Source organism: Mesorhizobium sp. M0894, from assembly GCF_040319725.1.
GTDB lineage: Bacteria > Pseudomonadota > Alphaproteobacteria > Rhizobiales > Rhizobiaceae > Mesorhizobium.
Window position 1 is genome coordinate 1 of record NZ_JAMYOG010000004.1, and the last position, 23,911, is coordinate 23,911.

The 23,911-nt window shown below is 62.9% G+C and carries 25 protein-coding genes and 1 pseudogene; 11 read left to right on the forward strand and 15 right to left on the reverse strand.

Features of this window, described 5'->3' with window-relative positions:
- Positions 1–491, forward strand: a 491-nt coding sequence (locus NKH91_RS09195) for a FadR/GntR family transcriptional regulator (RefSeq protein WP_352950966.1), incomplete at its 5' end; no start/stop codon positions are given.
- Positions 492–1,150: 659 nt separating this feature from the next.
- Here NKH91_RS09195 and NKH91_RS09200 read toward each other — a convergent pair.
- A complete protein-coding gene (locus tag NKH91_RS09200; protein WP_352844552.1) occupies positions 1,151–2,089 on the reverse strand; it encodes an NAD(P)-dependent oxidoreductase in 939 nt (312 codons plus the stop codon).
- A gap of 145 nt (positions 2,090–2,234) precedes the next feature.
- On the opposite strand from NKH91_RS09200, the gene NKH91_RS09205 reads away from it, so the two are divergent.
- Positions 2,235–3,131 carry an NAD-dependent epimerase/dehydratase family protein gene (locus NKH91_RS09205; RefSeq protein ID WP_352844551.1) on the forward strand — a complete coding sequence of 299 codons (897 nt, stop codon included), beginning with the start codon at positions 2,235–2,237 and terminating at the stop codon, positions 3,129–3,131.
- Positions 3,132–3,232: 101 nt separating this feature from the next.
- Here NKH91_RS09205 and NKH91_RS09210 read toward each other — a convergent pair whose 3' ends face one another.
- Positions 3,233–3,637 (reverse strand): VOC family protein, encoded by a 405-nt coding sequence (locus NKH91_RS09210; protein WP_352815684.1) that lies wholly within the window; start codon positions 3,635–3,637, stop codon positions 3,233–3,235.
- 108 nt (positions 3,638–3,745) lie between these two features.
- Between NKH91_RS09210 and NKH91_RS09215 the strand changes: the two genes are divergently transcribed.
- Positions 3,746–4,228 carry a MarR family winged helix-turn-helix transcriptional regulator gene (locus tag NKH91_RS09215; RefSeq protein ID WP_352815686.1) on the forward strand — a complete coding sequence of 161 codons (483 nt, stop codon included), beginning with the start codon at positions 3,746–3,748 and terminating at the stop codon, positions 4,226–4,228.
- A 61-nt stretch (positions 4,229–4,289) separates the two neighbouring features.
- On the opposite strand, the gene NKH91_RS09220 is transcribed toward NKH91_RS09215, so the two are convergent.
- On the reverse strand, positions 4,290–4,661 hold the full coding sequence (locus tag NKH91_RS09220) for a hypothetical protein (RefSeq protein WP_352815688.1): 372 nt from the start codon (positions 4,659–4,661) through the stop codon (positions 4,290–4,292).
- A 58-nt stretch (positions 4,662–4,719) separates the two neighbouring features.
- Here NKH91_RS09220 and NKH91_RS09225 point away from each other — a divergent pair.
- Positions 4,720–4,824, forward strand: a pseudogene (locus NKH91_RS09225) (IS5/IS1182 family transposase); the annotation flags it as partial.
- A 74-nt stretch (positions 4,825–4,898) separates the two neighbouring features.
- On the opposite strand, the gene NKH91_RS09230 reads toward NKH91_RS09225, so the two are convergent.
- From NKH91_RS09230 to NKH91_RS09240, 3 genes are all read right to left on the reverse strand, one after another.
- Entirely contained in the window at positions 4,899–5,387 is a 489-nt protein-coding gene (locus NKH91_RS09230; RefSeq protein WP_352844550.1) for a nucleoside deaminase, read from the reverse strand.
- A gap of 169 nt (positions 5,388–5,556) precedes the next feature.
- Positions 5,557–6,414 carry an EamA family transporter gene (locus tag NKH91_RS09235; protein WP_352844549.1) on the reverse strand — a complete coding sequence of 286 codons (858 nt, stop codon included), beginning with the start codon at positions 6,412–6,414 and terminating at the stop codon, positions 5,557–5,559.
- Positions 6,411–7,025 carry a nitroreductase family protein gene (locus NKH91_RS09240; protein WP_352844548.1) on the reverse strand — a complete coding sequence of 205 codons (615 nt, stop codon included), beginning with the start codon at positions 7,023–7,025 and terminating at the stop codon, positions 6,411–6,413. Before NKH91_RS09240 ends, NKH91_RS09235 begins: the two co-directional genes overlap by 4 nt.
- Before the next feature lie 110 nt (positions 7,026–7,135).
- On the opposite strand from NKH91_RS09240, the gene NKH91_RS09245 reads away from it, so the two are divergent.
- Together NKH91_RS09245 and NKH91_RS09250 are read left to right on the forward strand one after the other, a co-directional pair.
- Entirely contained in the window at positions 7,136–8,137 is a 1,002-nt protein-coding gene (locus NKH91_RS09245) for a LysR family transcriptional regulator (protein ID WP_352481571.1), read from the forward strand.
- Positions 8,138–8,167: 30 nt separating this feature from the next.
- A complete protein-coding gene (locus tag NKH91_RS09250; RefSeq protein ID WP_023721247.1) occupies positions 8,168–8,941 on the forward strand; it encodes a FadR/GntR family transcriptional regulator in 774 nt (257 codons plus the stop codon).
- Positions 8,942–8,968: 27 nt separating this feature from the next.
- On the opposite strand, the gene NKH91_RS09255 is transcribed toward NKH91_RS09250, so the two are convergent.
- From NKH91_RS09255 to NKH91_RS09275, 5 genes are all read right to left on the reverse strand, one after another.
- Positions 8,969–10,075: a Gfo/Idh/MocA family protein gene (locus NKH91_RS09255; RefSeq protein WP_352844546.1), complete on the reverse strand. Its 1,107-nt coding sequence runs from the start codon at positions 10,073–10,075 to the stop codon at positions 8,969–8,971.
- 31 nt (positions 10,076–10,106) lie between these two features.
- Entirely contained in the window at positions 10,107–10,919 is an 813-nt protein-coding gene (locus tag NKH91_RS09260) for an ATP-binding cassette domain-containing protein (protein WP_352844545.1), read from the reverse strand.
- Positions 10,920–10,951: 32 nt separating this feature from the next.
- Positions 10,952–12,067, reverse strand: coding sequence for an ABC transporter permease (locus NKH91_RS09265; RefSeq protein ID WP_352547088.1), 1,116 nt, complete (start codon positions 12,065–12,067; stop codon positions 10,952–10,954).
- A gap of 148 nt (positions 12,068–12,215) precedes the next feature.
- Positions 12,216–13,184 (reverse strand): rhizopine catabolism ABC transporter substrate-binding protein, encoded by a 969-nt coding sequence (locus tag NKH91_RS09270; protein ID WP_023721243.1) that lies wholly within the window; start codon positions 13,182–13,184, stop codon positions 12,216–12,218.
- 67 nt (positions 13,185–13,251) lie between these two features.
- Positions 13,252–14,226 carry a polysaccharide deacetylase family protein gene (locus NKH91_RS09275; protein WP_352844544.1) on the reverse strand — a complete coding sequence of 325 codons (975 nt, stop codon included), beginning with the start codon at positions 14,224–14,226 and terminating at the stop codon, positions 13,252–13,254.
- Between the two features lie 364 nt (positions 14,227–14,590).
- Here NKH91_RS09275 and NKH91_RS09280 point away from each other — a divergent pair, with 364 nt between their 5' ends.
- Both NKH91_RS09280 and NKH91_RS09285 read left to right on the forward strand, forming a co-directional pair.
- Entirely contained in the window at positions 14,591–15,835 is a 1,245-nt protein-coding gene (locus NKH91_RS09280; protein ID WP_023721241.1) for a DegT/DnrJ/EryC1/StrS family aminotransferase, read from the forward strand.
- A 170-nt stretch (positions 15,836–16,005) separates the two neighbouring features.
- Positions 16,006–16,449 (forward strand): SRPBCC family protein, encoded by a 444-nt coding sequence (locus tag NKH91_RS09285; RefSeq protein WP_352844543.1) that lies wholly within the window; start codon positions 16,006–16,008, stop codon positions 16,447–16,449.
- A gap of 166 nt (positions 16,450–16,615) precedes the next feature.
- On the opposite strand, the gene mocR is transcribed toward NKH91_RS09285, so the two are convergent.
- From mocR to NKH91_RS09305, 4 genes are all read right to left on the reverse strand, one after another.
- Positions 16,616–18,082, reverse strand: a complete 1,467-nt coding sequence (mocR, locus tag NKH91_RS09290; protein ID WP_245274662.1) for a rhizopine catabolism transcriptional regulator MocR — start codon at positions 18,080–18,082, stop codon at positions 16,616–16,618.
- A 4-nt stretch (positions 18,083–18,086) separates the two neighbouring features.
- Positions 18,087–18,293 carry a LacI family DNA-binding transcriptional regulator gene (locus NKH91_RS09295; protein ID WP_023721239.1) on the reverse strand — a complete coding sequence of 69 codons (207 nt, stop codon included), beginning with the start codon at positions 18,291–18,293 and terminating at the stop codon, positions 18,087–18,089.
- A 200-nt stretch (positions 18,294–18,493) separates the two neighbouring features.
- Positions 18,494–19,405: a myo-inosose-2 dehydratase gene (gene iolE, locus NKH91_RS09300; RefSeq protein WP_352844542.1), complete on the reverse strand. Its 912-nt coding sequence runs from the start codon at positions 19,403–19,405 to the stop codon at positions 18,494–18,496.
- A 112-nt stretch (positions 19,406–19,517) separates the two neighbouring features.
- Positions 19,518–19,805, reverse strand: a complete 288-nt coding sequence (locus NKH91_RS09305; protein WP_352844541.1) for a DUF3175 domain-containing protein — start codon at positions 19,803–19,805, stop codon at positions 19,518–19,520.
- A 175-nt stretch (positions 19,806–19,980) separates the two neighbouring features.
- Here NKH91_RS09305 and NKH91_RS09310 point away from each other — a divergent pair, with 175 nt between their 5' ends.
- The 3 genes from NKH91_RS09310 to NKH91_RS09320 all read left to right on the forward strand — a co-directional run bounded on the left by NKH91_RS09310 (position 19,981) and on the right by NKH91_RS09320 (position 23,841).
- Positions 19,981–21,213 carry an MFS transporter gene (locus NKH91_RS09310; protein ID WP_352844540.1) on the forward strand — a complete coding sequence of 411 codons (1,233 nt, stop codon included), beginning with the start codon at positions 19,981–19,983 and terminating at the stop codon, positions 21,211–21,213.
- Between the two features lie 173 nt (positions 21,214–21,386).
- Entirely contained in the window at positions 21,387–22,415 is a 1,029-nt protein-coding gene (gntR, locus tag NKH91_RS09315) for an HTH-type transcriptional regulator GntR (protein ID WP_352844539.1), read from the forward strand.
- Between the two features lie 301 nt (positions 22,416–22,716).
- A complete protein-coding gene (locus tag NKH91_RS09320) occupies positions 22,717–23,841 on the forward strand; it encodes a sugar ABC transporter substrate-binding protein (RefSeq protein ID WP_352481560.1) in 1,125 nt (374 codons plus the stop codon).
- The last annotated feature ends 70 nt before the right edge of the window (positions 23,842–23,911 follow it).

Below are 23,911 nucleotides of genomic sequence, written 5' to 3' on the forward strand. Positions count from 1 at the left end.
GCTGGGTCGAGCCGAAGGAGCGCTGGAACCTGCTCGATCGCGATGTGCTGGCCTGGTACGCGACCTCGCCGGACCGCGAGGTGTTTCTCAGGACGGTGCAGGAATTCCGCCACATCATCGAGCCGGAGGCCAGCGCCTTTGCCGCGATGCGGCGCACCGACGAGCAGATGGCCGAGATCAGCCAGGCCTGTCGCGAAATGGGCGAAGCGACCAACCTGCAGGAGCGAACGCGCGCCGACACGCGGTTCCACCTCGCCATCCTGCGCGCCTCGGGCAACGATCTGCTGGTGCCGCTCGGCGTGCTGATCGAATCGGCGCTCGATCACCTCTTTGTTTTCGTCACACGCGAAACCAGCGACCAGCGTCGGGCGCAGGCACTCCACGAGGCGATCGAGAAGAACATCCGCCTGCAGCGGCCCGCCGCAGCCCGTGCCGCGGTGCACAGGCTTCTCGCCAACACCGACGATGTTATCGGGCGGTCGCGGCGGTGATGGTTGCACCAGGGCTGGCATTGCTCCGAACGATTGCAAAACTCGGCATTCCTTCGCGCCCCTCTCTGTCCTGCCGGACATCTCCCCCACGAGGGGGGAGATTGGATGCCACTTCGGCTTTCGCTAATCATCAACGTTAGGCAATGAGGGCGGCGACCTCGGATGGGCCAGGGATTCGGACTTTTTTACCGCCGCAGCGTATTTTGTTCTTGCTTTGTGCCGGCAGCTATGCTACTAATTTGGCTATGGTGCTGATTGGCGCCGACGACCCGCCCACCGAGGCGGGTTTTTTGTTTCTGGCTTTGAAATTGCAGTGTTGCCGATCTGAGGTCTGAGGGACAGCACCCCCTCTGCCCTGCCGGGCATCTCCCCCGACAAGGCAGGGCAAATCGCGTAGGGAGTCCCCCTCATCCGGCCGCTTCGCGGCCACCTTCTCCCCGCTGGGGAGAAGAGGCTGACGCCGGCGCTGGCGACCTCCTCTCCCCTTGGGGAGAGGTCGGATTGCCCCGAATTGCCCTTCGCAATTCGGTTGGCTATCCAGGTGAGGGGGCGCTTGCCGGTGTGCGATTGCACTGTCTCAGGGAGGTCGGCAGCTTCGCCGGTGGCGCTTACGCCTCGGAATGAAGTGAGCTTGCGTGGCAGGGAGCTGATCGGCCGCCTCAGATCGTCTGCTTCTTGCCATCCCTGGTCGGCATCAGGTCGACGCCGTTGACCTTGCCGATATGCGTGGCCAGCATCGGCACATATTGGTCGGCGGGGCCGGCCGCGAAGGCGGCGGCGAAGGCGTTTTTGGTGGCGTTGCCGAGTGGGTTGGCGATGCCGGCAGCACCCGCCATCGATTCGAGATAGGTGAGATCCTTGAAGGCGTTGGCGATGCTGAATTTGTGCGCGTCGCGGTCGCCTTCCAGCGTCCAGCGCATGAAGGTCTGGTAGAAGCCGCAATCCATGCGGCCGTTGCGGATGACGCTGTCGAAGCGCGGCGGCGAGATGCCGACCTTCTGCGCCAGCGCCAGCGCCTCGGAATAGATCGCAGCGTAGCCGAGCGAAATGAAGTTGTTGAGCAGCTTCATGCGATGGCCGTCACCGGTGTCGCCGATATGGACGATGCGCCCGGCCCAGGTGTCGAGCACCGGCTTCAGCCGGGCAAAGACCGCGTCGGGCGCGCCGACCATGGCATCGAGCGTGCCTTCCCAGGCCTCCTTCGGGGTGCGGCTGAGCGGGGCATCGACATAGTCGACGCCGAGCGCCTTGAGTTCGGCGGCCAGCGCCACCGTCGAGACAGGATCCGAGGTCGAGCAGTCGACGGCGACCGATCCTGGCTTCAGGCCTTCCTTGAGGCCGCCTGGGCCGCGGATGATGGCTTCGACCTCGCGCGAGCCGGTGACGCAGATGAAGACGATATCGGATGCCGCGGCGACGTCGCGCGAGGTCGCCGCTTCCTTGGCGCCGCGGCCGAGCAGGTCTTCCGCCGGTGCGCGGTTCTTGCGGCCGAGAAACGTCAACGGATAGCCCTTGTCGACGATGTTCTTCGCTATGCCGTGCCCCATCAGGCCCAGCCCGATGAAGCCGATCTTTTCGCTCGCGGCGGTAGTGTTCATGTCGTTTCGTCCTATTTGCAGTGATGGATGACGGCGCTGCACCTTGCCGGCGAATTGTTGAAGCGGGTTTTTGCCGCATGCCGTGGCAGGCGATTGCAGAGTTCGATATTGTCTGACAATACACGTGAATTCCAGGGAGAGCAAAATGACGAAGCGGATCATGTTCACCGGCGGCAGCGGCAAGGCCGGGCGCCACGTCGTGCAGTATCTGGTCGAGCAGGGCTGCCAGGTGCTCAACATCGACACCAAGCCGCTCGACAATCCCAAGGTGCGCACGCTGATCACCGACATCACCGACAGCGGGCAGGTGTTCAACGCGCTGTCGAGCTATATCGGCCTGCATGAATTCGATCCGTCGCTGCGTTCGCAGCCGGTCGATGCCGTGGTGCATTTCGCGGCGATCCCGCGCATCATGATCACGCCCGACAACGAGGTGTTCCGCATCAACGCGCTCGGCACCTACAATGTCATCGAGGCCGCAGTGAAGCTCGGTATCCGCAAGGTGGTGATCGCCTCCAGCGAGACGACCTACGGCCTGGTCTTCGCCAACGAACCGCGCGATCCGACGCATTTTCCGCTCGACGAGGAGTACGACGTCGATCCGATGGACAGCTACGCGCTGTCCAAGGTCGTCAACGAGAAGACCGCGCGGGCGTTTGCACAACGCGATGGCTTCGACATCTATGCCTTGCGCATCGGCAACGTCATCGAGCCGCATGAATATTCGCTGTTTCCGAAATGGTTCGCCGATCCGGGTTTCCGCAAGCGCATTGCCTGGAGCTATATCGACGCGCGCGACCTCGGCCAGATCACGCTGCGCGCCATCGAAAAGGACGGGCTCGGCTATCAGGTGTTCAACGCCGCCAATGACGACACCTCGTCCGACCTGCCGACAGCCGAACTTTTGAAGCGGTTTTACCCCGATGTGCCGGTCAAGGGCGAACTTGGCGAATACGAGACGCTGCTCTCCAACCGCAAGGCGCGCAACATGCTCGGCTTCCGGCCGGAACACAGCTGGCGGAAATATGTCAAGACGAGCTGACGGAGGCAGCTGACGCGGAGCCGGCACTGGGCCAGCCCGCAATTGCTGGTCATGAGGCTGGGCTCAGGACCCGCTACGATCGATGCGCCCACACCCTACGTTCAGGCGTTCGCCGTCTGGTTCATCCAGACTATTTCCCAGACGTAGCCATCTGGGTCTTCAATGTGGCGGTTATACATGAAGCCAAGATCCTGCGCCGGGTTGGGATCGGCGCGACCGCCCGCCGCAACCGCGCTGGTCAGTGTTGCATCGACGGCGTCGCGGTTATCGACAGTGAGGACGATCATTGCCTGGCTGTCGCGCCGTGCGTCGCCGATTGGGCGTGTGGTGAATTCGCGGTAGTGGTCATGGGTCAGCAGCATCACCCCGATCGTGTCCGAGAACATGAGCGAGGTGGATTTTTCGCCAGAAAACTGCGGGTTCACAGTGCCGCCTAGCGCCACGTAGAACGCCGTCGACGCCGACAGGTCACGGACAGGCAGGTTCACGAAAATCATTTTGGGCATCGATTTCTCCTTCTCCAGGGGCGCGCGCTGAGTTATTATCTCGCTGCGATGTAAGTAGATGCAATGTATCTTGATTGCAAGATACATTTTGCCAAGGGAACATTTGCCATGGATCGCGCCGAGGCCGCAGCTAAGGAGTGGGCCCGCGAGCGCCCCGATCTTCCGTTGCTGCCTGTTGAAACGGTAGGTCGTCTGCTTGATGCCGCCGCGCGGGTTATCCGCGATCACATGAACCCGTTGCTCAAAGACGCAGGGCTGAATGTAGGTGAGTTTGATGTGCTCACGCCGCTCAGGCGCGCCGGTGAACCCTATATGCTCTCACCCACTCAGCTCTACGAATCGGCAATGATCTCCTCGGGCGGCATGACGAGCCGCCTGGACCGGCTGGAGCGCGCCGGGCTGGTTGAACGACGCCCCGATCCCGACGACCGGCGCGGCAAGCAAATTGCGCTGACGACTGGCGGCAAGCGCGCGATCGACGATTTGATTGGTCCAATGGTGGCGCTGGAAGAGCAATTAATCTCCGTGCTGACGCCGGCGGAGCAGGAAACTCTTAATGCTCTACTTAAGAAATTGCTCACCGGCCTCTAAGCCGTAAACTCATAAATGCGGTATGACCGTGATGGGTGGGAAGCAGAGTAAAGGGGTTGGCTTAGCCCTTCACGCCCCATTTTAGTTGGCTGGCATCGACGACGTCTGATCCCATATGCTCAACGAAAAAGTCTCGTATCCTCTGGCGATGCCGATCCCACCTGGGAGACATTCGTTCACTTTCATTCTCATATTCAGCTAGAAATACCCACTCCACGAATTGATCCGCTGTAACATCACCGGCTTGAGGAATAAAATCGGTGACATGCATGAACTTGTCGCCGTGCCTTCCTCCACAATAGCCATGACCAACACAGACCGCGTGCATGAGCGAGTCGAATCTATTCTTTGCTTTCATGGAACATGCGCGATGGTGAAGCGGGATGCCTACGCGCGCGGCGGCAACATATCCTTGTTGGGCGTAGGTCCGCAATGGGGTCGTTTTCCGACCGGGACTTTCATATTGCGGAGGAATCTGATTCAGGCTCAGCATGAGCCGATATGATCTGACCGACATCGGATGGCCCGTGATCGAGCCGCTGTTGCCCAACAAGCCGCGAGGGGTGCCGCGCGTCGATGATCGGCGGGTGCTAAACGACATGAGTCTACGTCCTAGGTCGTAGTCCACGTCAGCAGTCGCCTCTGCCTCTGCATCAACGAGTCCTGAACCCTAATTGTCTTTCCAGAATTCGGCCTGGAGTTGCGCCGCTTCATCGGCAAGCAGCGGACCGACGACTTCAGTCGGACGCTGCCCGGCTTCGAAGACGATCCTGCAGGGCAGGTCGAGTGTAGGATTCTCGACATGTGCACCCGTCGATGCCTTGAGGTCATGTTCGCTCTGGCCAAAGACGACCCGTCCGATGCCCGCCCAATAGATTGTGCCGGAGCACATCGCGCAAGGTTCGGCCGAAGTATAGAGTGTGCAGGAGGCCAGCTTTTCGAGACTGAAATTCATCCCTGCCCATGAGGCCAGCAGCCTTTCGGCATGAGCGGTGCGGTCGCCCCCGCCGGCTTTGTAAGCGTTGGGCTGCTCGCGCAAAACATTGCCGTCCTTGTCAGCGAGGAGCGAACCAAAGGGATGTTCGCCGGCATCGCGGGCCTTGCGCGCGACTTCGAACGCCTGACGGAGCAGGCGCCCATCATAGGGGCGTTGTGGCATCGGCGGATCCTCCGGCTATGCCGCTGGACCATAGTGCCGAACAATCCGCCGACACAAGTCGGCGGCCTAAAACGCGTGGCGTTCGACCGGCCTCATGCTACGCGCTTCAGGTTCTTGTTTTGATGCATGTCGTATCGCAAAACCGCTGCACACTTTTGCGCGACATGCATCAGGACTCGTTGCGATTCGGGCGTTGAGCCAGCCAGATGCTGCCGATGACGAAAACGACGCCGGCGATTTGAGGCAAGGTCAGTGTCTGATCCAGGAATACCCATCCAAGCAGCACGGCGGTCACCGGGCTGAGGAAAAGCAGCGATGACACCACTGCGGATTCCAGTCGCGCAATGCCCCGGAACCAGAGGACATAGGTCAGCGCCGCGCCGATCAGGCCGAGCCACGTCAGTCCAAGCAGGTTGGTGCCGGTCGGGAGCGGGATGGAAGGCTCGAAAAGCAGCGCCACCGGAACGAGAAGCAGACCACCGGCAGTCAGCTGCCATGCCGTAAAGGTAAGCAGCGATACTGGCGGTTGCCACCTACGGGCCAATACGCTTCCGAAGGCCATGGAGGCCGCCCCGGCGAGGCCGGCGGCAACGCCGACCGCATCGAGCGTCGCGTTCGGGGTCAGCACCAGCAATGCAACACCGGCGATCCCGACAAGGGCAGCGACGATCGCTAACGGTCGGACAGGGCTGGCAAGCAGGGCAGCGGCAAGGAAAATCACGATCAACGGCTGGACCGACAGCACCGTCGCGGCGACCCCGCCCGGAAGCCGGTAGGCGGCGACAAACAACATGCTCAGGAAGATCGAGATGTTGAGGGCTCCGAGGACGAAACTGCGCAGCCACCAGATGCCCGTTGGCAGTTGCCGAACGATCGCCAGCAGCAGCAATCCGGCGGGCAAGGCACGCAGCATTGCGACCGTCATCGGCGAAAAGTTGGGCAGGAACTGGGTGGTGACGATATAGGTGCTGCCCCATATCGCGGGTGCAATGGCTGTCAGCAACAGATCGAAACGGCGCGTTTTCATAAGATTTCCAGTACTTCGGCAAGAGGGCGGCGCGGCTTTTGCGGCCAGTTGCCGGGCGCGGCGCGGCCGACCGCGATGAGCATCACCGGCACTTCATTCAGTCCAAGGCCAAACTCGCGGGCCACGCCTTCGGCATCGAAGCCTCCCATCGGACCAGCGACGAGCCCCAGCGCTTCGGCTGCAAAAATCAGCGTTGCAGCGCCAAGCGTTGCCGAGCGCACCGCTTCGTCGCGGGCTGCCCGAGGATCGGCATATTGTGCGCGGGCGCCTTCCTGCCAGCCCGAAGCCATATCCGCCGGCATGAAGCCGGCTTGCACGAAAGGATGCAGCCTTGCTGTGAGGGCAGCGTGGTCGGGCAATACGCCGCAGACGATGAAGGTGACCGCTGCTTCCTGCACCTTGGCCTGGCCATGGGCCACGCTGCGCAACCGCGCCTTTGCTTCCGGCGTCCGCACGGCGATGAACCACCAGTTCTGAAGGTTGTAGGCGGTTGGCGCGCGGGTTGCGAGACGTGCCAGTTCCTCGACCTCGGCATCCGTCAATGCGTACGAGGCATCGAACCGATTGGCCGACATGCGTCGCTCGATAAGGGAGATTGTGGGGTTGGTCATCATATCATTCCGAAATTGAGAAAGTTGTTCGGGAAGCAGATATGGAATTTACCAACAGACGATAATATGTGACAATTGAAAGACATTGTTTACTGGGAGAGAATGGTGCAGTGGATCGCCTGACTGCGTTGCAGGTTTTCCGTCATGTGGCGGAACTGAACAGCTTTGCCGAAGCCGGACGGCGGCTCGGTCTCTCGCCTCCCGCGATCAGCAAGAACATCGCCGAGCTGGAGGCGCATCTGGGGGTGCGGCTCATCAACCGGACGACGCGGCGGATGGCCCTGACCGAAGAAGGCAGGATCTATCTGGAGCATGTCACGCAGGGGCTCGATGCGCTGGCCAGGGCCGACCAGGTCCTCGGCCCGATCAAGACGGCGCCGAGCGGCACGTTGCGGGTCAGCGCGCCGATGACTGTCACGTTGACGCGGCTTTCGGCTGCCATTCCCGCGTTTCTATCGCGCTATCCCGATTTGAAACTCGACCTGCATCTTGATGACAGGCGCGTCGATATCGTGCGGGAGGGATTTGACCTTGCCATTCGCGGCAGCGACAATCTCGAGGATTCCAGCCTGGTCGCCAGAAAGCTTGCGGTCATGCCGCACGTGCTTTGTGCAGCTCCTGCCTACTTCGAGCAGCACGGCCGGCCTCAAACGCCTGCCGATTTGAAGGCGGCCAATTGCATCCGGTTCAGCCTCTCGGGGCATGCGGACATATGGGAATTCCGCAAGGACGGCCGCAGCGAGCGGATCGCCATCGACGGACGATATTCGGTCTCCTCGAGCCTTGCCGTGCGCGATGCGCTGCGCGCCGGCTTCGGCGTCAGCCTGATCCCCTATCCCTATGTCGAAAGCGACCTGAAAGCAGGCCGGCTGCAATCGGCTCTGGATGACTGGGACAAGGTCGAAACCACACTCTACGCGGTCTATCCGGCACGGCAGCATCTTGCCCCGAAAATCCGCGTCTTCCTTGATTTCCTGATCGAGGAATTCAGTCGGGACAAAGAGAAGCCGTTCGTGCCTCCCCGGCGTGAACGCCCGGCAAAGCGCGGTGTCGGCGAGGCGACGGATACGGAAAATCAAACCGAGATATTGCCGTCGATTTCATCTCCTTGACACGCCTCCAAATCCGGACTTTGTGGAGCCATGCAGGACGCGAAGCCGAATAAGGGAAAGACAGCGGCCGAGGCGTTCGCCGAACGCACGAGCGGTATTCGCCGCGCCGATGCGGCGCGCATGCCGGGGTCGAGCGTGCATGCGTCGCTGGCCAACGAAATCGGGCTGAGGATCGTGCGCGGCGACTATCCGCCGGGAACCATCCTGCCCAACGAAGCCAAATGGTCCGAGACCTTCGACGTCAGCCGCTCGGCGGTGCGCGAAGCCATCAAGATGCTGATGGCGAAGAGCCTTTTGTCGTCACGTCCCAAAATCGGCAGCTGGGTCGAGCCGAAGGAGCGCTGGAACCTGCTCGATCGCGATGTGCTGGCCTGGTACGCGACCTCGCCGGACCGCGAGGTGTTCCTCAGGACGGTGCAGGAATTCCGCCACATCATCGAGCCGGAGGCCAGCGCCTTTGCCGCCATGCGGCGCACCGACGAGCAGATGGCCGAGATCAGCCAGGCCTGCCGCGAGATGGGCGAGGCGACCAACCTGCAGGAGCGCACCCGCGCCGACACGCGGTTTCATCTCGCCATCCTGCGCGCCTCGGGCAACGATCTGCTGGTGCCGCTCGGCGTGCTGATCGAATCGGCGTTCGATCATCTGTTCGCTTTTACGACCCGGGAACTCGACGATTTGCAGCATGCGCAGAGGCTGCATGAGGCAATCGAGAAGAGCATCCGCCTGCAGCGGCCGGACGCGGCACGCAATGCAGTGCGCAAGCTGCTGGCCAATACCGACGGCGTCATCAAGTCCAGATAGCCGCCGTTCGGCTCCCGGTTTGAGTGCTCAGTCGAACGGTCCGGTCGCGAGATGCCGCCGGGTCAGCCCGAGCAGCAAGGCCTGATCGCGGGCGGCGTGTTCGGGCGGGTTGACGACGGGGTCGCCATTGACGATCGCCGCCCAGAAGCCACGCATCTCCTCGACGAAGGCTTCCGCGTAGCCGGCGCGCAAATCTTTCTTCGACAGCGTGTGACCGTGCGAGGTCGTCACCGTCAGCCGGGTCGGATGATGGTTGAGCCAGGGCGAGGGGAATTCGAGTTCCAGGCTGGCATCGTCGAAGAACAGCGTGATCCGCTCCTTGTAGTCGGCGAGCTTAGGTACGGTAAGATGGGTCATGGTCCACAGCGCCTGTCCGTCCAGCAGCTTGACGGCGCCCTGGCCGCCGTCGCCATTGGCAAAGATCTGCGCGCCGACGATCTCGCCGTCCGGCACGCCGAGCGCATCGAGCAGGCCGTGAACGGCATTGACATCGTGAATCAAGGCCGAGCTGTAAGCGCCGGTAAATCCACGGAAAGCGAGATCAGTGAAAGGCACGCCAATGGCTTGTTCGACCTGGCGCTTCTGCTTGGCGGCGACAGCGGCGACCATGTCCTTCGGGATATCGGTGCCGCGCCTGTAGGGCAGGTGGGCGATGAACGGCCAGGCGTCGGGATCGTTCACTTCCACCGAGACCGAGCGCAGCGTGCTCGATGTCCCCGGCAGCGAAGCGAGCGCCAGCCGGTAGCTCGGATCGAAGCGCTTCATGTAGCCGACTTGCATGATTTTCCTGGCGGCATCGCGCGCGGCGACGATCTCGGCGATTTCCGCCAGGGAATAGCAGAGCGGCTTTTCGCAAAAGACATGCAGGCCGCGCGCCAGCGCCGCCAGCACCTGTTCGTGATGCAATGGGTCCGGCGAGCCGATCACTACCGCGTCGAGGCGCTGGTCGACGAGCTGGTCGATCGTTTCGAAATTGGCGATGCCATGGGTGTCGGTGACGAACTGCCGCGAAATCCTGGACGGATCGGCGACGCCGACCAGCTCGAACAACTCACCGAGGCGCAGCAGATTGGGAATATGCTCGACCTGCGAGATCATGCCGGCGCCGACGACCCCGACGCGTAACCTGCTCATGCCATCATCCCCGCGATGTCCGATTGTCAGCTCAAGCCGCCGCAGGCGGCCGGTTGCCGATCTGGGCGAGCAGGCCGGCAATCTCCGCCTCGACCGCCTTCAGATCCTCGCCACCCGACATGATCGAGATGACCTCGTCGCGCGAGATGTCCGATTTGGCGTAGGTACCGCGATTGCGGCCGCGGTTGAGCAGCGTGAAGGTGTCGCCGACCGGATAGGCATGGTGGATGTTGTGGCTGATGAAGATCACGGCCAGGCCCCGCATGCGTGCTTCGATGATGAACTTCAGCACCATCGCCGCCTGGTGGACGCCGAGTGCCGAGGTCGGCTCGTCAAGGATCAGCACGCGCGCGCCAAAATGCACGGCGCGGGCGATCGCCACCGACTGGCGCTCGCCGCCCGACAGCGTGCCGACGGCTTGCGTCGGGTCGCGCACATCGATGCCGATATCGGCCATTGCCTGTCTGGCGATGGTGTTGGCGCGCTCCTTGTCGATGCGCGAGAAGGGCAGGCTGCTTTTGGTCGGTTCGCGGCCGAGGAAGAAGTTGCGGGTGATCGACATCAGCGAGATCATGCCGAGATCCTGGAACACCGTTGCCACGCCGAGTTCCTGCGCGTCGCGCGGGCTGCGGAAGGTGACCGGTCTGCCGTCGACCAGGATTTCGCCTTTGCTCGGCCGGTAGACGCCGGACAGAACCTTGATCAGCGTCGACTTGCCGGCGCCGTTGTCGCCGAGCAGGCAGTGGACCTCGCCCGGATAGACCTTGATGTCGATGTCCTGGAGCGCGCGCACCGAGCCGAAATTGACGCTGACGCCGCGCAGTTCCATTGCGGGTTCGGTCATTTGGGCCGGTTCGCTCATTTGGGCCCGCTCGGTCATTTGCCACCTCCGCGGCCGAGCGCCTTCAGCCTGATGTAGTTGTTGACCAGCACGGCCATCAGGATGACGATGCCGAGGAAGACCTTGAACCAGTCGGTGTCGATGCCGGTGTAGAAGATGCCCATCTGCACCAGCCCGAAGATCAGCGCGCCGAACAGCACACCATAGACTGTGCCGTAGCCGCCGGTGAGCAGCACGCCGCCGATGACGGCGGCGATGATCGCCTCGAACTCCTTGAGCAGGCCGCGCGTGGTGTCGGCGGAGCCCGCCTCCATCACCTGGATGGTGGCAAGCAGCGTCGCCGCGCAAGCGGTGTAGACGAACAGGCTGATCTTGACGCGATCGACCGGCACGCCGACGTTGCGAGCTGCGATCAGGTCGCCACCGGTGGCGAAGATCCAGTTGCCGTATTTCGTCTGGGTGAGCACGTAGCCGGCCAGCGCCGTCAGGCCAAGCCACCAGACGATCGACATCGGAATGCCGGCGACGAAGGGAATGCCGTCGCTGCGGGTGCCGATCCAGCCTTGCGCGCCCATCCAGTGGAACAGGCCGGTGAGCAGATGGCCGTTGAAAATGCCGGCCGTCGCCGGGTCTGGTACGCCTTCGAGGATGTAGGGAATTTGGGTGCGGCCGGTGACGGCGCGGGTGATGCCGATCGACAGTCCGCGCAGGATATAGAGCGTGGCGAGCGTGACGATGAAGGAGGGCAGGCGCGTCTTCACCACGATCAGGCCGTTGAGATAGCCGGTGAGGATGGCAACGGCGAAGGCACAGGCGATGCCGCCCCATAGCGGCAGGCCCCAGTACTTCACAGTTAGCCCGATGACGACACCGGCAAAGCCGACCATGGAGCCAACCGAAAGGTCGAACTCGCCGGCGATGATGAGAAGTGCTGCTGCCGTGGCGACGATGCCGAGCTCCGCCGACAGCGTCAGGAAGGTCATCGACCCCTGCAGCGAATAGAGGTTCGCCGCGCCCGGCAGCAGCGCAAAGATGATGATCGTCGCAAGCAGCCCGCCGGCAGCACCGGCTTCCGGCCGGCGCAGCCACTGGGTCAGCTTGCCGGTGCTGGCCAGCCGCTCGTCGGCGCCGGCGGCCCGCTTCGACGTCATGCCGAAGCGGTCGGTCGCCTTCAGTTCGCCCGGAGGTATCGCCTTGTCTTCCACGACCGCCATTAGGCTCTCCAATCGCTCAATTCGCAATCTTCGAACGGATCGGGAGAGCGCCTGGCGCATTCTCCCGTTCCGTCGGAGTGCTGGCCTAGCGGATGCCCTCTTTGGCGAGGGCCAGGATCGCCTTGGCTTTTTCGGGCGAGTCGATGAACAGCGGCCCGGTATAGGCGTTGTTCTGCGGCCAGAAGCCGTGCGTCGCCTGCTCGACCAGATAGATCACCGGCAGATAGCCCATCAGATATTGCTGGGCATCCATACCGAAGCCCATTTCGCCGGCGACGACAGAGTCGAGGACCTCCGGGCTGATGTCGAAAGTGTAGAGCTTGAGCTTGCCGAACAGTTCCTTGTCGCGGAACATCGGGATCAGCGGATTGGCGGCGGTGGCACCAAGCGCAAAGACGGCTTGGGTGTCGGGATGCGCCGACAGATAGGCTTCGGTGCGGCGCTGGATGTCGGCCGGATCGGGCGCCACGGCCAGAACCTCGGTGCCGCCGCCGGATGGCTTCAGCCCGTCATTGAGGCCCTGGCAGCGCTGGTCGAGGCTGACATTGCCGACCTCGTGGTTGATGCAGACGACCTTGAGCGTGCCTTCCTTGGCCAGCCGCTCGCCGGCCTTCTTGCCGGAATCATATTCGGAAACGGTGCCGACATAGAGCGTGGTGCCGAGCTCGGCGCCTTCCTTCTCGCCGGAATCCAGAACCACCATCGGAATATTGGCGGCAAGCCCGGATTTGACGGATTTGCCGAGTGCATTGGCGTCGGCGATGGAGACCGCGATGCCGTCCGGCTTGGTGGCGATGGCGGCGTCCAGAAGCCGGGCCTGCTCGACCACGTCGAAGACCTGCGGCGCGTAATATTCGACCTTGGCGCCGGTGAGGGCGGCCGCGTCATCGACGCCGCGCTTGACCACCGACCAATAGGGATCGGACGCCGACCCATGCACGACGAACGTGATGTGGACGTCCTTCGGATCCTTGAGGCCCGCGGCATATGCAATGCCTGTCATCAGGCCCGCTGTGACGAAGGCGCCCAATGCCGCTTTCAGAAGAGTTTTCATCTTATTCTCCCATTTGTCGTTGCAGTTCCAATCCCTCTGGCGCCGTTTTCCGGCCGCGACGATCGGCTCACGTCGCGGATCGGGTGGCCGCTTTGCGGGCCTTTGCCGACGTCAATCGCTGTTCGCCCGCGTTGTTGCCGCGGGCTGATGTTGACGATCGCCCGGCCGAGAGTGCTGCGCGAAGCTCCTCGCGCAACGGCTTCATGCCGATGACATCGATCGGCTGTGCGGCGAGCCAGTCGCGAAAGCCCTGGTCGCAGAACAGCTCGTACTCTTCGGTGCGGATATAGGCGGAGCGCGGCTCGATCAGCTCGAGTTCACCGGGCGCGTTGCAATGCAGGCAAAAGAAAGTCAGGCCCTCGCGCACACCCTCGATGAGCGCTTTGTAAACGGGCTCGATCGGCCTGGAGCGCGGCCGGCCCCAGGTCGTCTGGATGGCGGCGTCGAAAATGGCAAAGCCGCCGGCGCGGGCCAGCGCCACGCCGCGCTGGAACGCCTCCTCGGTGACGCCGACCAGATTGTCGTTGGGGGAATAAGCGGACAGGGTCTTGGTCAGCAGCACGGGCAGCTGATATTCGAGCCCGAGCTTGATGTAGATGTCGCAAAATTCGGGCGACAATGCTGCGCCCATATGCGCGTCGAGGTGGGTGACGTCGATGCCGGCGCGATAGGCGGTGTCGATCTGGGCGCGAAGCTCGGCCTCGACCGCCTGCGGCACCGCCTTGCGGCGCGTGGTCGCCACGTCGGGCCATAAGAAGCCGAACTCGTCGGTCAGGCCGGCCGCCCGCGACGGCGCGGTCAGCGGCCGCCATTTGTAGTGCTGTTTCTCGCTGTTCAGCGTCAGGTGGACGCCAAGGTCAAGGCCAGGGTTGGCTGCGGCGCTTTCGGCCATTTCGAGGAACCACGGGCACGGCACCATCACCGCGCCGGAACTGCAGACACCTAGCCCGTTCAATTCGAGAAAGGCGCTGTTGGCGCCGTGGCACATGCCGACATCGTCCTCGTGGAGCACGATCCGTTTGCTGGAGCCGGCGGCGTTCACGAATGTCGGCCTTTCCGCCGGCGCGCCGGTCTCGAGGGTCTTCCAAAGTGTGTCCCGTATTTCATGGAACCAACCGTTTGCCCAACTGGCCGGAATGGAACGCCGAAAGCTGGCTTTCCGACAGGGCCACTTTGGCGAATTCGGATGGGTACGATTTGCCTGCCGGCTGAGACACTTAGCTGCCGATTTCCCCAATCAGGGTTCAAAACCACTCATAGGAACCGTCTTCCGGGCGCAGATGGCTTGGTCGAATAGCGGCGGAGTGGTTCTTCCAAACTGTGCCCACAAGCCTACAGCTGTCCACACCATCAAGCGACCCACATTACCAAGTGACCCAAACTACCAAGTAACTTGGAGGCCTGCCATGTACACCGCCGGCGAAGAGGAAATCGAAGCCATTGCCAGGGTGATCCGCTCGGGCGCGCTGTTTCGTTACGGCAAGGACAGCGAATGCGACCGCTTCGAGGCCCGCTATGCGCAGCATCTTGGCGTCGAGCATTTCGCACTGGCCGCCAGCGGCACCTATGGGCTCGCGGCCGGCCTGATCGGGCTCGGCATCGGTCCGGGGGACGAGGTCCTGGTGCCCGCGCACACCTATATGGCGACAGCGACCGCGGTGCTGTCGGTCGGGGCCATTCCCGTCATCGTCGACATCGACGAGAGCCTGACCATCGATCCCGTCGCCTTGCGCGATGCCATCGGGCCGCGCACCAGGGCGGTCATCCCGGTGCATATGTGGGGCGCGGCCTGCAACATGAATGCGATCATGGACATTGCTGCCAAGCGCGGCTTGCTGGTGCTCGAGGATGTCTGCCAAGGCATCGGCGGCGGCTATGAGGGCCGCAAGCTCGGCTCGATCGGCCATGCCGGCGCCTATTCCTTCAACTACTTCAAGAACATGACCTCGGGCGAGGGCGGCGGCATTGCCACCAGCGACCCGAAAGTGGCGGAGCGGGCGCGCTGCGCCATCGACCCTTGCCATTTCTACTGGCAGGGCAGAAGCGACAGCATCAAACCCTTCGCCGGCATCGGCGCGCGTGCTTCCGAACTGATGGGGGCGATGCTCAACGTCCAACTCGATCGACTGGACGGCATCATCGAGGCGATGCGCGCCGAGAAGAAGATGGTGCTGGCCGGCACCCGCCATCTCGGCAATCTCGGTCTGACACCGTCGCCGATGAACAGCCCGGACGACGATTGCGCCGCACAGGTGATGTACCTACTGCCGAGCGAGCAGGCGGCGCAGACTTTTTCGAAGACCATTCCGAGCGTCGTTGCCGGCAAGACCGGCCGTCACAATTTCACCCAGTGGGACCAGGTGCTGATGCATGAAGGGGCGCATCATCCGGCGCTCAATCCTTATGCATTGCCCGAGAACCAGGGCCTGCGGCTGGATTACGCCGACGACCTCGGCAAGCGCTCGCTCGACATCCTCAATCGCACGGTGATGATCGCCATGAACCCGGCGCATGACGATACCGATATTCAGGACATGATCCACAACATCGACGCGGCGGCGCGGGTGGCGCTGGAAAATGCTTCGCTGGATGATGTCGAATTGCGCAAAGCGGCACCGGTTGATCTGCAGAAGTTCGACAGTGTGAACTAGACCAGTTCCGACGCGGTTTGCTACCCTGCGGCCGAGTTCCTTGTCCGGCGGCCGGGCGGGGATTCCGGCCGGCATAACCGGTCGTCAAAAAATCCGCAGGCCCGTGTCGGATAGGCCGGGCTCCCGCTCGTCCTAGGGGCATCGATCACCAACCACGGAGGATTAACGATATGCCCGGCACCGTACGTCTGCACCGCGTTCTGACAACCAGGCCGGAGAAAGTCTACCGCGCGTTCCTCGAAGCGGATGCACTTGCGAAATGGCTGCCGCCGAACGGCTTCACCTGCACGGTTCATCACTTCGAGGCGAAAGTCGGCGGTACGTTCAAAATGTCCTTCCGCAACTTCACCACCGGCGACAGCCACTCGTTCGGGGGCGAATATGTCGAGCTCGTGCCCAATGAGCAGCTGCGCTACACCGACCGGTTCGACGACCCCAACCTGCCCGGCGAGATCGAGGTGACCGTGACATTGAAGAAAGTGTCGGTCGGCACCGAAGTGAATATCACGCAGGCCGGTATTCCAGATGCCATCCCGGTTGAGGCCTGCTATCTCGGCTGGCAGGAGTCGCTGCGAAATCTGGCGAAACTCGTCGAACCCGAGATCAAGCAGTAGGGTAAGCGCGCGCGGCTGATCCGTGGGGGCGATCTCTTCGCGCCAAGAGAGCGAAGCGGGCGCTGCCTTGGCTGCATCGGCGTCGCTAGCCGGGATCCTAGGGATTCCCGATCTTGCCAGGCAACATGCGCCGGCGCCGGAAAGCCCGGATTGGGGAAGCCTGGCTCTAGCTTCTGTCCAACCTTAGGAACGCGGCGCGCAGCGCCAGCACCGCGCGCAGGATCTGGCGTTCGTCCATTGCCGCATAGCCGAGCAGCAGGCCGTGCTCGGGTTCTGTGGAATGGTAGTTGATCGAGATGCCCTGGACGTCGAGCCCCTCCTTGACGGCGGCGGCGACCACGTCGCTGTCCTTGTAGGGCCTGACGAAGCTCGCCAGCAGCTGCATGCCGGAATCGTTTTCCGTGACGGTCAGCCATTCCGCCAGATGCTCCTGGCACAGCTTGACGAAGTTCGCCTGCCGGCGCGCGTAGAGCCGGCGCATGCGTTTGAGGTGCGTGGCGAAATAGCCCTGCGTGATGAAATCGTTGACCGTTGCCTGCAGGATCAGCGGCGCGAACTGGCCGGTGATGCTCACCGCCCGGTCGAACGGCACCGACAGTTCGCGCGGCACGATCAGATAGCCGATGCGCAGCGCCGGGATCAGCGTCTTGCCGAAGCTGCCGATATAGACGACGCGGTCGGCATGATCGAGCCCGCGCAGCGCCGGCACCGGCCGGCCGCGGAACCGGTATTCGCCGTCATAGTCATCCTCGACGATCCAGGCGCCGTTGCGTTCGGCGATGTCGAGCAACTGCAATCGCTCCTCGATGCGCATGATGGTGCCGAACGGCCATTGGCAGGATGGCGTCACATAGATCAGCCGCGGCGGCGGCAGCTCCGGATCGGCAAGATGCCAGCCACGCCGGTCGACCTTCAACGGTGCCAGCCTGGCGCCGCTGGCGAGAAAGGCGCTCTTGGCGCCGAGATAGCCGGGCTCCTCCATCCAGACATGGTCGCCTTCGTCCATCAGCACGCGCGAGACGAGATCGAGTGCTGCTTGTGCACCGGTGACGATGATCACCTGGTCGGCGGTGCAGCTGATGCCGCGCGACAGGCCGATGGTCGAGGCAATGGCCTGACGCAGGCCGGGGTGGCCGGCAAAGGAGAGATAGCCAAGCAGGCTCTCGTCGCGGCTGCGTGCATTACGCACCAGAAGGCTTGACCAGATGGTGAACGGAAACGACGCCGTTTCAGGCACGCCGGGATGGAAATTGATGACGCCGGCATTACGCGGCGGTTGCGGGCCGTTGACGATGGTCTGGCCGCGCCGCGACAGTTTTTGCGGCGCTGCCAGTCCGGCGCGCAGCGATGCCAAGGGACGGTTCTGCTGGATCGGCGCTACCCAGGTGCCCGATCCGGCGCGCGCCTCGATAAAACCTTCGGCAAGGAGCTGGTCATAGGCGGCGATGACCGTGTTGCGCCCGACCTTGAGGTCTTCGGCCAGCGAGCGCGTCGACGGCAGCAGCGTGTTCTGCGGGATTTGGCCGTCAAGGATGAAGCGTCGCAAGGCGCCGTAGATCTGACGATGCATCGGTTCTTCCGAAGCGCGGTCGACCGACATGATGTCGAGGGAAAGGCGCATGTGGTCGGCCAAGGCACTATCCCCCGACGAACCGGGCGGCGCGGGCGATCTTTTCCTCGTTGAGCCGACAGACGGTATCAAGCACCAGTCGCCTGGTTTCGGGGTGGACCTCGCGGCTGTTCTTCAGCGCGCGATGAACGGTGGCGGCGCCAAGTTCCGCCTTCTCGGCAATCTCCCGGATGGTGCAAAGCCGTTCCATGCCAAGCGCAGCTTCGAAAGCCATGTCGCTCCTCCTCGGTTGCATCAAGGCACGGCTTCCGGCCGGCCTCAAGCTCGAACGTCGGGGTTTGAAATCCAGAGCCGGGATTCTGCGATACGCGCCGCGCCGGGCGCAAGGCGGGGCGGACCGCCGGGCGCATTCGCGTCGCTAACCCCATCGAGGCGCGCGCCCATTGTGTTCCTCCGGCTCGCAATGCGGGCCGGTCAGTTTGCCTGCCGCGTCGCCACTTCGAAGCCGGCCTGCCGGGCGGTGGCGAGCAGCGAGAAATAGCCCTTGCTGGCATAGGTCAGCGGATGCGCCTTGGCCGGATCCTGCTCAGCCTCGACAACGATCCAACCTTCATAGCCGCGCGCGGCGAGGGGTTTCAGCAATGACAGGAAATCGACCGAGCCATCGCCGGGCACGGTAAAAATGCCGTCCACTACCGCCGCCATGAAGCTCATGTCCTCGCGGCGTGCCTTTTCCAGCACCGCCGTGCGAACATCCTTGCAATGGAAATGCACGATACGGTCGAGATGCCGCTGCAACAGCGATTGCGGGTCGCCGCCCGAAAACAGGCAGTGGCCGGTATCGAACAAAAGGCCGACGCTTCGGCCCGTCGCCGCCATCAGCCTGTCGACTTCATCGTCCGTCTCGACGAAGGTACCCATGTGGTGGTGGAAGGCCATGCCGACCCCGAATGCGGCCATGCTGTCGGCGAGGGCGGTCAGTTTCTCGCCATAGGCCCGCCAGTCGCCGTCGCCGAGGCGCGGACGCTCGGAGATCGGTGCGAAAATGCCGTCATGGCGACCGCGTGAGGTGTCGGCGTAGACGACGATCTTGGCGCCGAGGTCGCGCAGCAACGCCAGATGCGGGGTAATCGCCGCGAATTCCTCTTCGACCGTGCGGTCGAGGATGCGGCCATCATACCAGCCGGAGACGAGTTCCAGGCCATAGGATGACAGGAGCGGGCCAAGCACTTCAGCCTGGCGCGGAAATTTCCCGCCGAGCTCGGTGCCGCGATAACCGGCCTGTGCGGTTTCCGCCAGGCAGGTCTCCAAGGGCGTATCGCCGCCAAGCGCCGGAACGTCGTCATTGCTCCAGGTGATGGGATTGATGCCGATCTTGACCGTCATGGCGCCAGGCTTTTGCGGGCTTGAGAATACAAGCCGAACCTGCAGACTGGCGGCAAAGAGGACCCGTCACTAGGTCCAGTTCAGCCGAATTTGGCAGAACCAATGTTGGCCCCTAGTCCTCTTTGGGGCGTCCGAAGAGGGCCCGCAGTTCGTCCTTTGCGTCTTCCAGCACTTTCTTCTGCGCCGCCGGCAGGTTCTTGCCGGCGCGGTTGATGTAGAAATTCAGCATCGACATGGCGGACTGAAACGGCCCCACCTTGCGCCGGTCGCTGTGCTCGGCCGACCGCTTCAGCGAGGCGGCGATCTTCCTCGGATCGTGGGACTCGAAGATGTGCTCTTCGAGATCCAGCGCATCGCTATGCTCGGTGACGTCGGCAGACCATTTCCGTTGCGCGGTCATGGCAAACTCCTTTCACAAGGTCGTTGCCGGGAAAACGTCTGGTGGCGCACCCCTGTTCCACTTCGGCCCAAATCCCTGGAGCCACGGATTGGCCTGTCGTGGCGCTGCTCCGCGATGCGAATGCCCTGATAGTGGTCAGAACCGCCGATTTAAGAACTGCGGACAGGAAACGTTCTTGACCCCAATCGTCTCAAACCAGGCAGGAAGTTCCGGCATCGACAGCGCCTATGCCTGGATACGGCTCGGCGTCTCGATGCTGCTGGCAACCATAGGCGGGGTCGGCATGTGGGCGGTGGTCGTGGTGCTGCCCGCCGTGCAGGCAGAATTCGGCGTCGATCGCGCCGCTGCCTCGATGCCCTATACCGCGACCATGGTCGGCTTTGCCGCCGGCAATGTGCTGTTCGGCCGCGCCATCGACCGCGTGGGGTATTGGGTTCCGGCGCTGATTGCCGCGATTACGCTTGGCGCCGGGTTCCTGCTGGCGTCGCTGACCAGTTCTATCCTGCAGTTCACCCTTGTCCAGGGCCTGTTGATCGGCGTCGGCTCGTCGGCGATCTTCGGGCCGCTGATTGCCGACATCTCGCACTGGTTCAACCGGCGCCGCGGCGTTGCGGTGACGGCCGCCGCGTCCGGCAACTATCTCGCCGGAGCGATCTGGCCGACGGCGATGCCCTATGTCATGCAGACCGAAGGCTGGCGCTTCACCTATGCCGCGATCGGCATCGTCTGCCTGGTCACCATGGTGCCGCTGATCCTGCTGCTCCGGCGCGGCGCACCGCCCCAGGCGGCTCCCGGATCGCCGGGCAGCCGCGTGGTCCAGCCGATCTCGCTGTCGCCGGCGGCCTTGCAGGCGCTGCTCATCGTCGCCGGACTCGGCTGCTGCGTGGCGATGTCGATGCCGCAAGTCCATATCGTCGCCTACTGCATGGATCTCGGCTACGGCGTGGCGCATGGCGCCGATATGCTGTCGATCATGCTGGCGGCGGGCGTCGTCAGCCGGCTTGGCTCGGGCTTCCTTGCCGATCGCATCGGCGGCGTGAAAACCCTGCTGATCGGCTCGGTGCTGCAATGCCTGTCGCTGTTGTTCTACATCCCGTTCGACGGGCTTGCCTCGCTCTATGTCGTCTCGCTGGTCTTCGGCCTGTCGCAGGGCGGCATCGTGCCCTGTTATGCGATCATCGTGCGCGAATATATGCCTGCCAAAGAGGCTGGCCAGCGCGTCGGCATCGTCATGATGGCGACCATCTTCGGCATGGCAATCGGCGGCTGGATGTCGGGCTGGATCTACGATTTGACCGGTTCGTATGCCGCCGCGTTCCTCAACGGCATTGCCTGGAACCTGCTGAACATTTTGGCCATGGCGCTGCTGCTGTGGAAGGCCCGCCGCAGCGCTGCTGTGACGGCCTGAAGCACGGCGATACGGGCACAGTCTCTCCGGCCGTCGCTTGACAATAGCCGAAGGCTGCGCGACGCCAGACAAGGTGTGGCAACGGGCCAGGTTGGCAAGGCGGCAGTGGCAAAGACCCTGAACATCGTCTCACGGTCGCGTCTGGGCGGTTGCCCGGCTTCGGGACCAATACGGTGATCAAGCCGCGCTCGCGCCGCGGCGGCGGCCGCCCGACCATCGCCGATGTCGCCCGCAAGGCCGGCGTCGGCGCCATTACCGTATCGCGCGCCTTGCGTGAGCCGGGGCGTGTCTCGGAAGATCTGCGCCGCCAGATCGAGTCTGCGGTGAACGAGCTCGGCTATGTGCCCGACCCGAACGCGCGGGCGCTGGCTTCGGCGCGCGCCGAGGTGTTTGGCGTCCTGGTACCGTCGCTTACCAACAACGTCTTTGCCGAAGTGGTGCGCGGCATCTACGACAGCCTGTCGGACGGCCCTTTCCGCATCCAGCTCGGCAACACCCACTATTCCGGCCTCGAGGAAGAGCGGCTGCTGCAGGTGTTTGGCCCGCAACGCCCGGCCGCGCTGATCGTGGCCGGCATCGACCAGACGCCGGCCTCGCGAAAACTGCTGGAAACGGCAGGCTGTCCGGTGGTGCAGGTGATGGAGACCGGGCCCGATCCGGTCGACATGATGGTCGGTTTCTCACATTTCGAGGGCGGCAAGGCGGCGGCGGAACATCTGATCGAGGCGGGCTATCGCCGGATCGGCTTCATCGGCGCGCGCATGGATCCGCGTTCGCAGCGGCGGCTTGCCGGCTATCGCGCGGCGATGGAGGCGGCCGGCCTGTTCGATCCGAGGCTCACGACCACGACGCCGGTGCCCTCCAGCGTGACACTCGGCCGCGAATTGTTCCGCGACGCGCTGGCCAAGGTGCCGAGCCTCGACGCGGTATTCTGCAACAATGACGATATCGCGCTTGGCGTGCTGTTCCAATGCCATCGCGCTTCGATCGCCGTGCCGAAGACGATCGGCATCGTCGGCTTCAACGATCTGGACATGATGGAGGTTGCTTTCCCGTCGGTCACCAGCGTTCGGACCTATCGCTACGAGATCGGCCGGCGGGCTGTCGCTATGGCGCTTGCGGCTATCGAGGGCAACAGGCCGGAGCAGCGGGTCGTCGACCTCGGCTTCGAACTCAAGCGACGTGAAAGCACGGCGCGCTGAAGCGAGCTCAACGCAATGTAAATGGCGCTTTACATAACGTCATGGTAGCGCTACCACTTTCCACGGTCGGAATTTCGCCTCGAAGAGCGGAGTCTGTTTATTATACATAAGCGACAGCTCATGCTTGTTTATTATGTATAATATGATAGTTTTTTGCGGGATTAGCCGGGCAATAAAGGAGGAAATCGGGTCGGCATTCGGCCACCTGAACGCGCAACGGGTAAGGCGGGAGGTGCCGGGCCGGGAACACGCAAATTCATCGACGTAACAACAAACAAAACTGCAACTGGGAGGAATATCGATGATCAAGTCACTCGTTGGCGGTATCGTTGCCGCCACTGCTTTTGTCATGCTGAGCTCGTCGGCGATCGCCGATCCTGAAATCGTCAAGGGGCCATCGGCCGAGCCTGAGTGCTTCGCGCCCTGGTCTGCCGATACGCAGTTCTTCAAGTTCCCCAAAAAAGACGGCCCGTACCGCATCGCTCTGGCCAACGGCTACATCGCCAACACGTGGCGCATCCAGATGGTGCAGACGGCGAAGGCCTATGCGGCGCAGCCGGAGGTCGCGGCCAAGCTCAAGGAATTCAAGGTGGTCTCGACCGGCGAAGACGTGCCGGCCCAGATTTCGGCAATCAACAATTTCATCGATTCCGGCTATGACGCGATTGTCGTCAACGCCCAGAACCCGACCGCATTCGGCCCTGTCATCAAGCGGGCCAAGGAAGCCGGCGTCGTGCTGGTCGCTTTCGACAACATCCTCGACACCAAGGATGCCATCAACGTCAATGTCGACCAGAAAGGCCTTGGCGAATTGTGGGGCAACTGGCTGGTCAAGCATGTGCCGAACGGCGGCAAGGTGCTGGAAGTGCGCGGCGTCGCCGGCACGTCCGTCGACACCGACCGTCACAACGGCATCCACGAGGTTCTCGACGCGTCCGGCAAGAAGTGGGATGTCACCGAGGTCGTTGGCAAATGGGATGACGGCGTTGCGCAAAAGGCTTCGGCCGACGCCATTGCCACCAATGGTCCCTTCGACGGCGTTACCGGGCAGGGCGGCGATACCGGCATCGTGCAGGCGATGATCGATGCCAAGCATCCGTTCGTGCCGTTCGGCGGCGAGACGGAGAATGGCTTCCGCAAATTCTGCGCCAAGTTCGCCGCTGACGGCCTGAAATGCTCGTCGGCCGGTACCGGCCCGGCCCAGGTTGCGGTTGCCATCAAGACAGCGATTGCGGCACTTGAAGGCCAGGTCGTGCCGCAAGCGGTCAAGCTGCCGCTGGCGATCGTCGAGGATCCGAACTTCAAGGCAGGCCAGGATTACTTCCCCGACCAGTCCGACAATTTCTTCGTCGGCAATTCCTTCCCGACCTGCGGCATCAATTTCACGGCGCAGGAAATCATGGGCCAGAGCAAGGAAAACCAGTAAGCTCCAACAGCCCGACGCCGCGGGAAATCCCGCGGCGTCGGCGCTCGACATCCTGATTGCCAAGCGCCTG

What these genes read in the sequence shown, in the direction of transcription:
- NKH91_RS09200 (WP_352844552.1), bottom strand. Translation starts at nt 2,089, where the DNA reads ATGAACACTACCGCCGCGAGCGAAAAGATCGGCTTCATCGGGCTGGGC.
- NKH91_RS09205 (WP_352844551.1), top strand. Translation starts at nt 2,235, where the DNA reads ATGACGAAGCGGATCATGTTCACCGGCGGCAGCGGCAAGGCCGGGCGC.
- NKH91_RS09210 (WP_352815684.1), bottom strand. Translation starts at nt 3,637, where the DNA reads ATGCCCAAAATGATTTTCGTGAACCTGCCTGTCCGTGACCTGTCGGCG.
- NKH91_RS09215 (WP_352815686.1), top strand. Translation starts at nt 3,746, where the DNA reads ATGGATCGCGCCGAGGCCGCAGCTAAGGAGTGGGCCCGCGAGCGCCCC.
- NKH91_RS09230 (WP_352844550.1), bottom strand. Translation starts at nt 5,387, where the DNA reads ATGCCACAACGCCCCTATGATGGGCGCCTGCTCCGTCAGGCGTTCGAA.
- NKH91_RS09235 (WP_352844549.1), bottom strand. Translation starts at nt 6,414, where the DNA reads ATGAAAACGCGCCGTTTCGATCTGTTGCTGACAGCCATTGCACCCGCG.
- NKH91_RS09240 (WP_352844548.1), bottom strand. Translation starts at nt 7,025, where the DNA reads ATGACCAACCCCACAATCTCCCTTATCGAGCGACGCATGTCGGCCAAT.
- NKH91_RS09250 (WP_023721247.1), top strand. Translation starts at nt 8,168, where the DNA reads ATGCAGGACGCGAAGCCGAATAAGGGAAAGACAGCGGCCGAGGCGTTC.
- NKH91_RS09255 (WP_352844546.1), bottom strand. Translation starts at nt 10,075, where the DNA reads ATGAGCAGGTTACGCGTCGGGGTCGTCGGCGCCGGCATGATCTCGCAG.
- NKH91_RS09260 (WP_352844545.1), bottom strand. Translation starts at nt 10,919, where the DNA reads ATGACCGAACCCGCAATGGAACTGCGCGGCGTCAGCGTCAATTTCGGC.
- NKH91_RS09265 (WP_352547088.1), bottom strand. Translation starts at nt 12,067, where the DNA reads ATGACGTCGAAGCGGGCCGCCGGCGCCGACGAGCGGCTGGCCAGCACC.
- NKH91_RS09270 (WP_023721243.1), bottom strand. Translation starts at nt 13,184, where the DNA reads ATGAAAACTCTTCTGAAAGCGGCATTGGGCGCCTTCGTCACAGCGGGC.
- NKH91_RS09280 (WP_023721241.1), top strand. Translation starts at nt 14,591, where the DNA reads ATGTACACCGCCGGCGAAGAGGAAATCGAAGCCATTGCCAGGGTGATC.
- NKH91_RS09285 (WP_352844543.1), top strand. Translation starts at nt 16,006, where the DNA reads ATGCCCGGCACCGTACGTCTGCACCGCGTTCTGACAACCAGGCCGGAG.
- NKH91_RS09295 (WP_023721239.1), bottom strand. Translation starts at nt 18,293, where the DNA reads ATGGCTTTCGAAGCTGCGCTTGGCATGGAACGGCTTTGCACCATCCGG.
- iolE (WP_352844542.1), bottom strand. Translation starts at nt 19,405, where the DNA reads ATGACGGTCAAGATCGGCATCAATCCCATCACCTGGAGCAATGACGAC.
- NKH91_RS09305 (WP_352844541.1), bottom strand. Translation starts at nt 19,805, where the DNA reads ATGACCGCGCAACGGAAATGGTCTGCCGACGTCACCGAGCATAGCGAT.
- NKH91_RS09320 (WP_352481560.1), top strand. Translation starts at nt 22,717, where the DNA reads ATGATCAAGTCACTCGTTGGCGGTATCGTTGCCGCCACTGCTTTTGTC.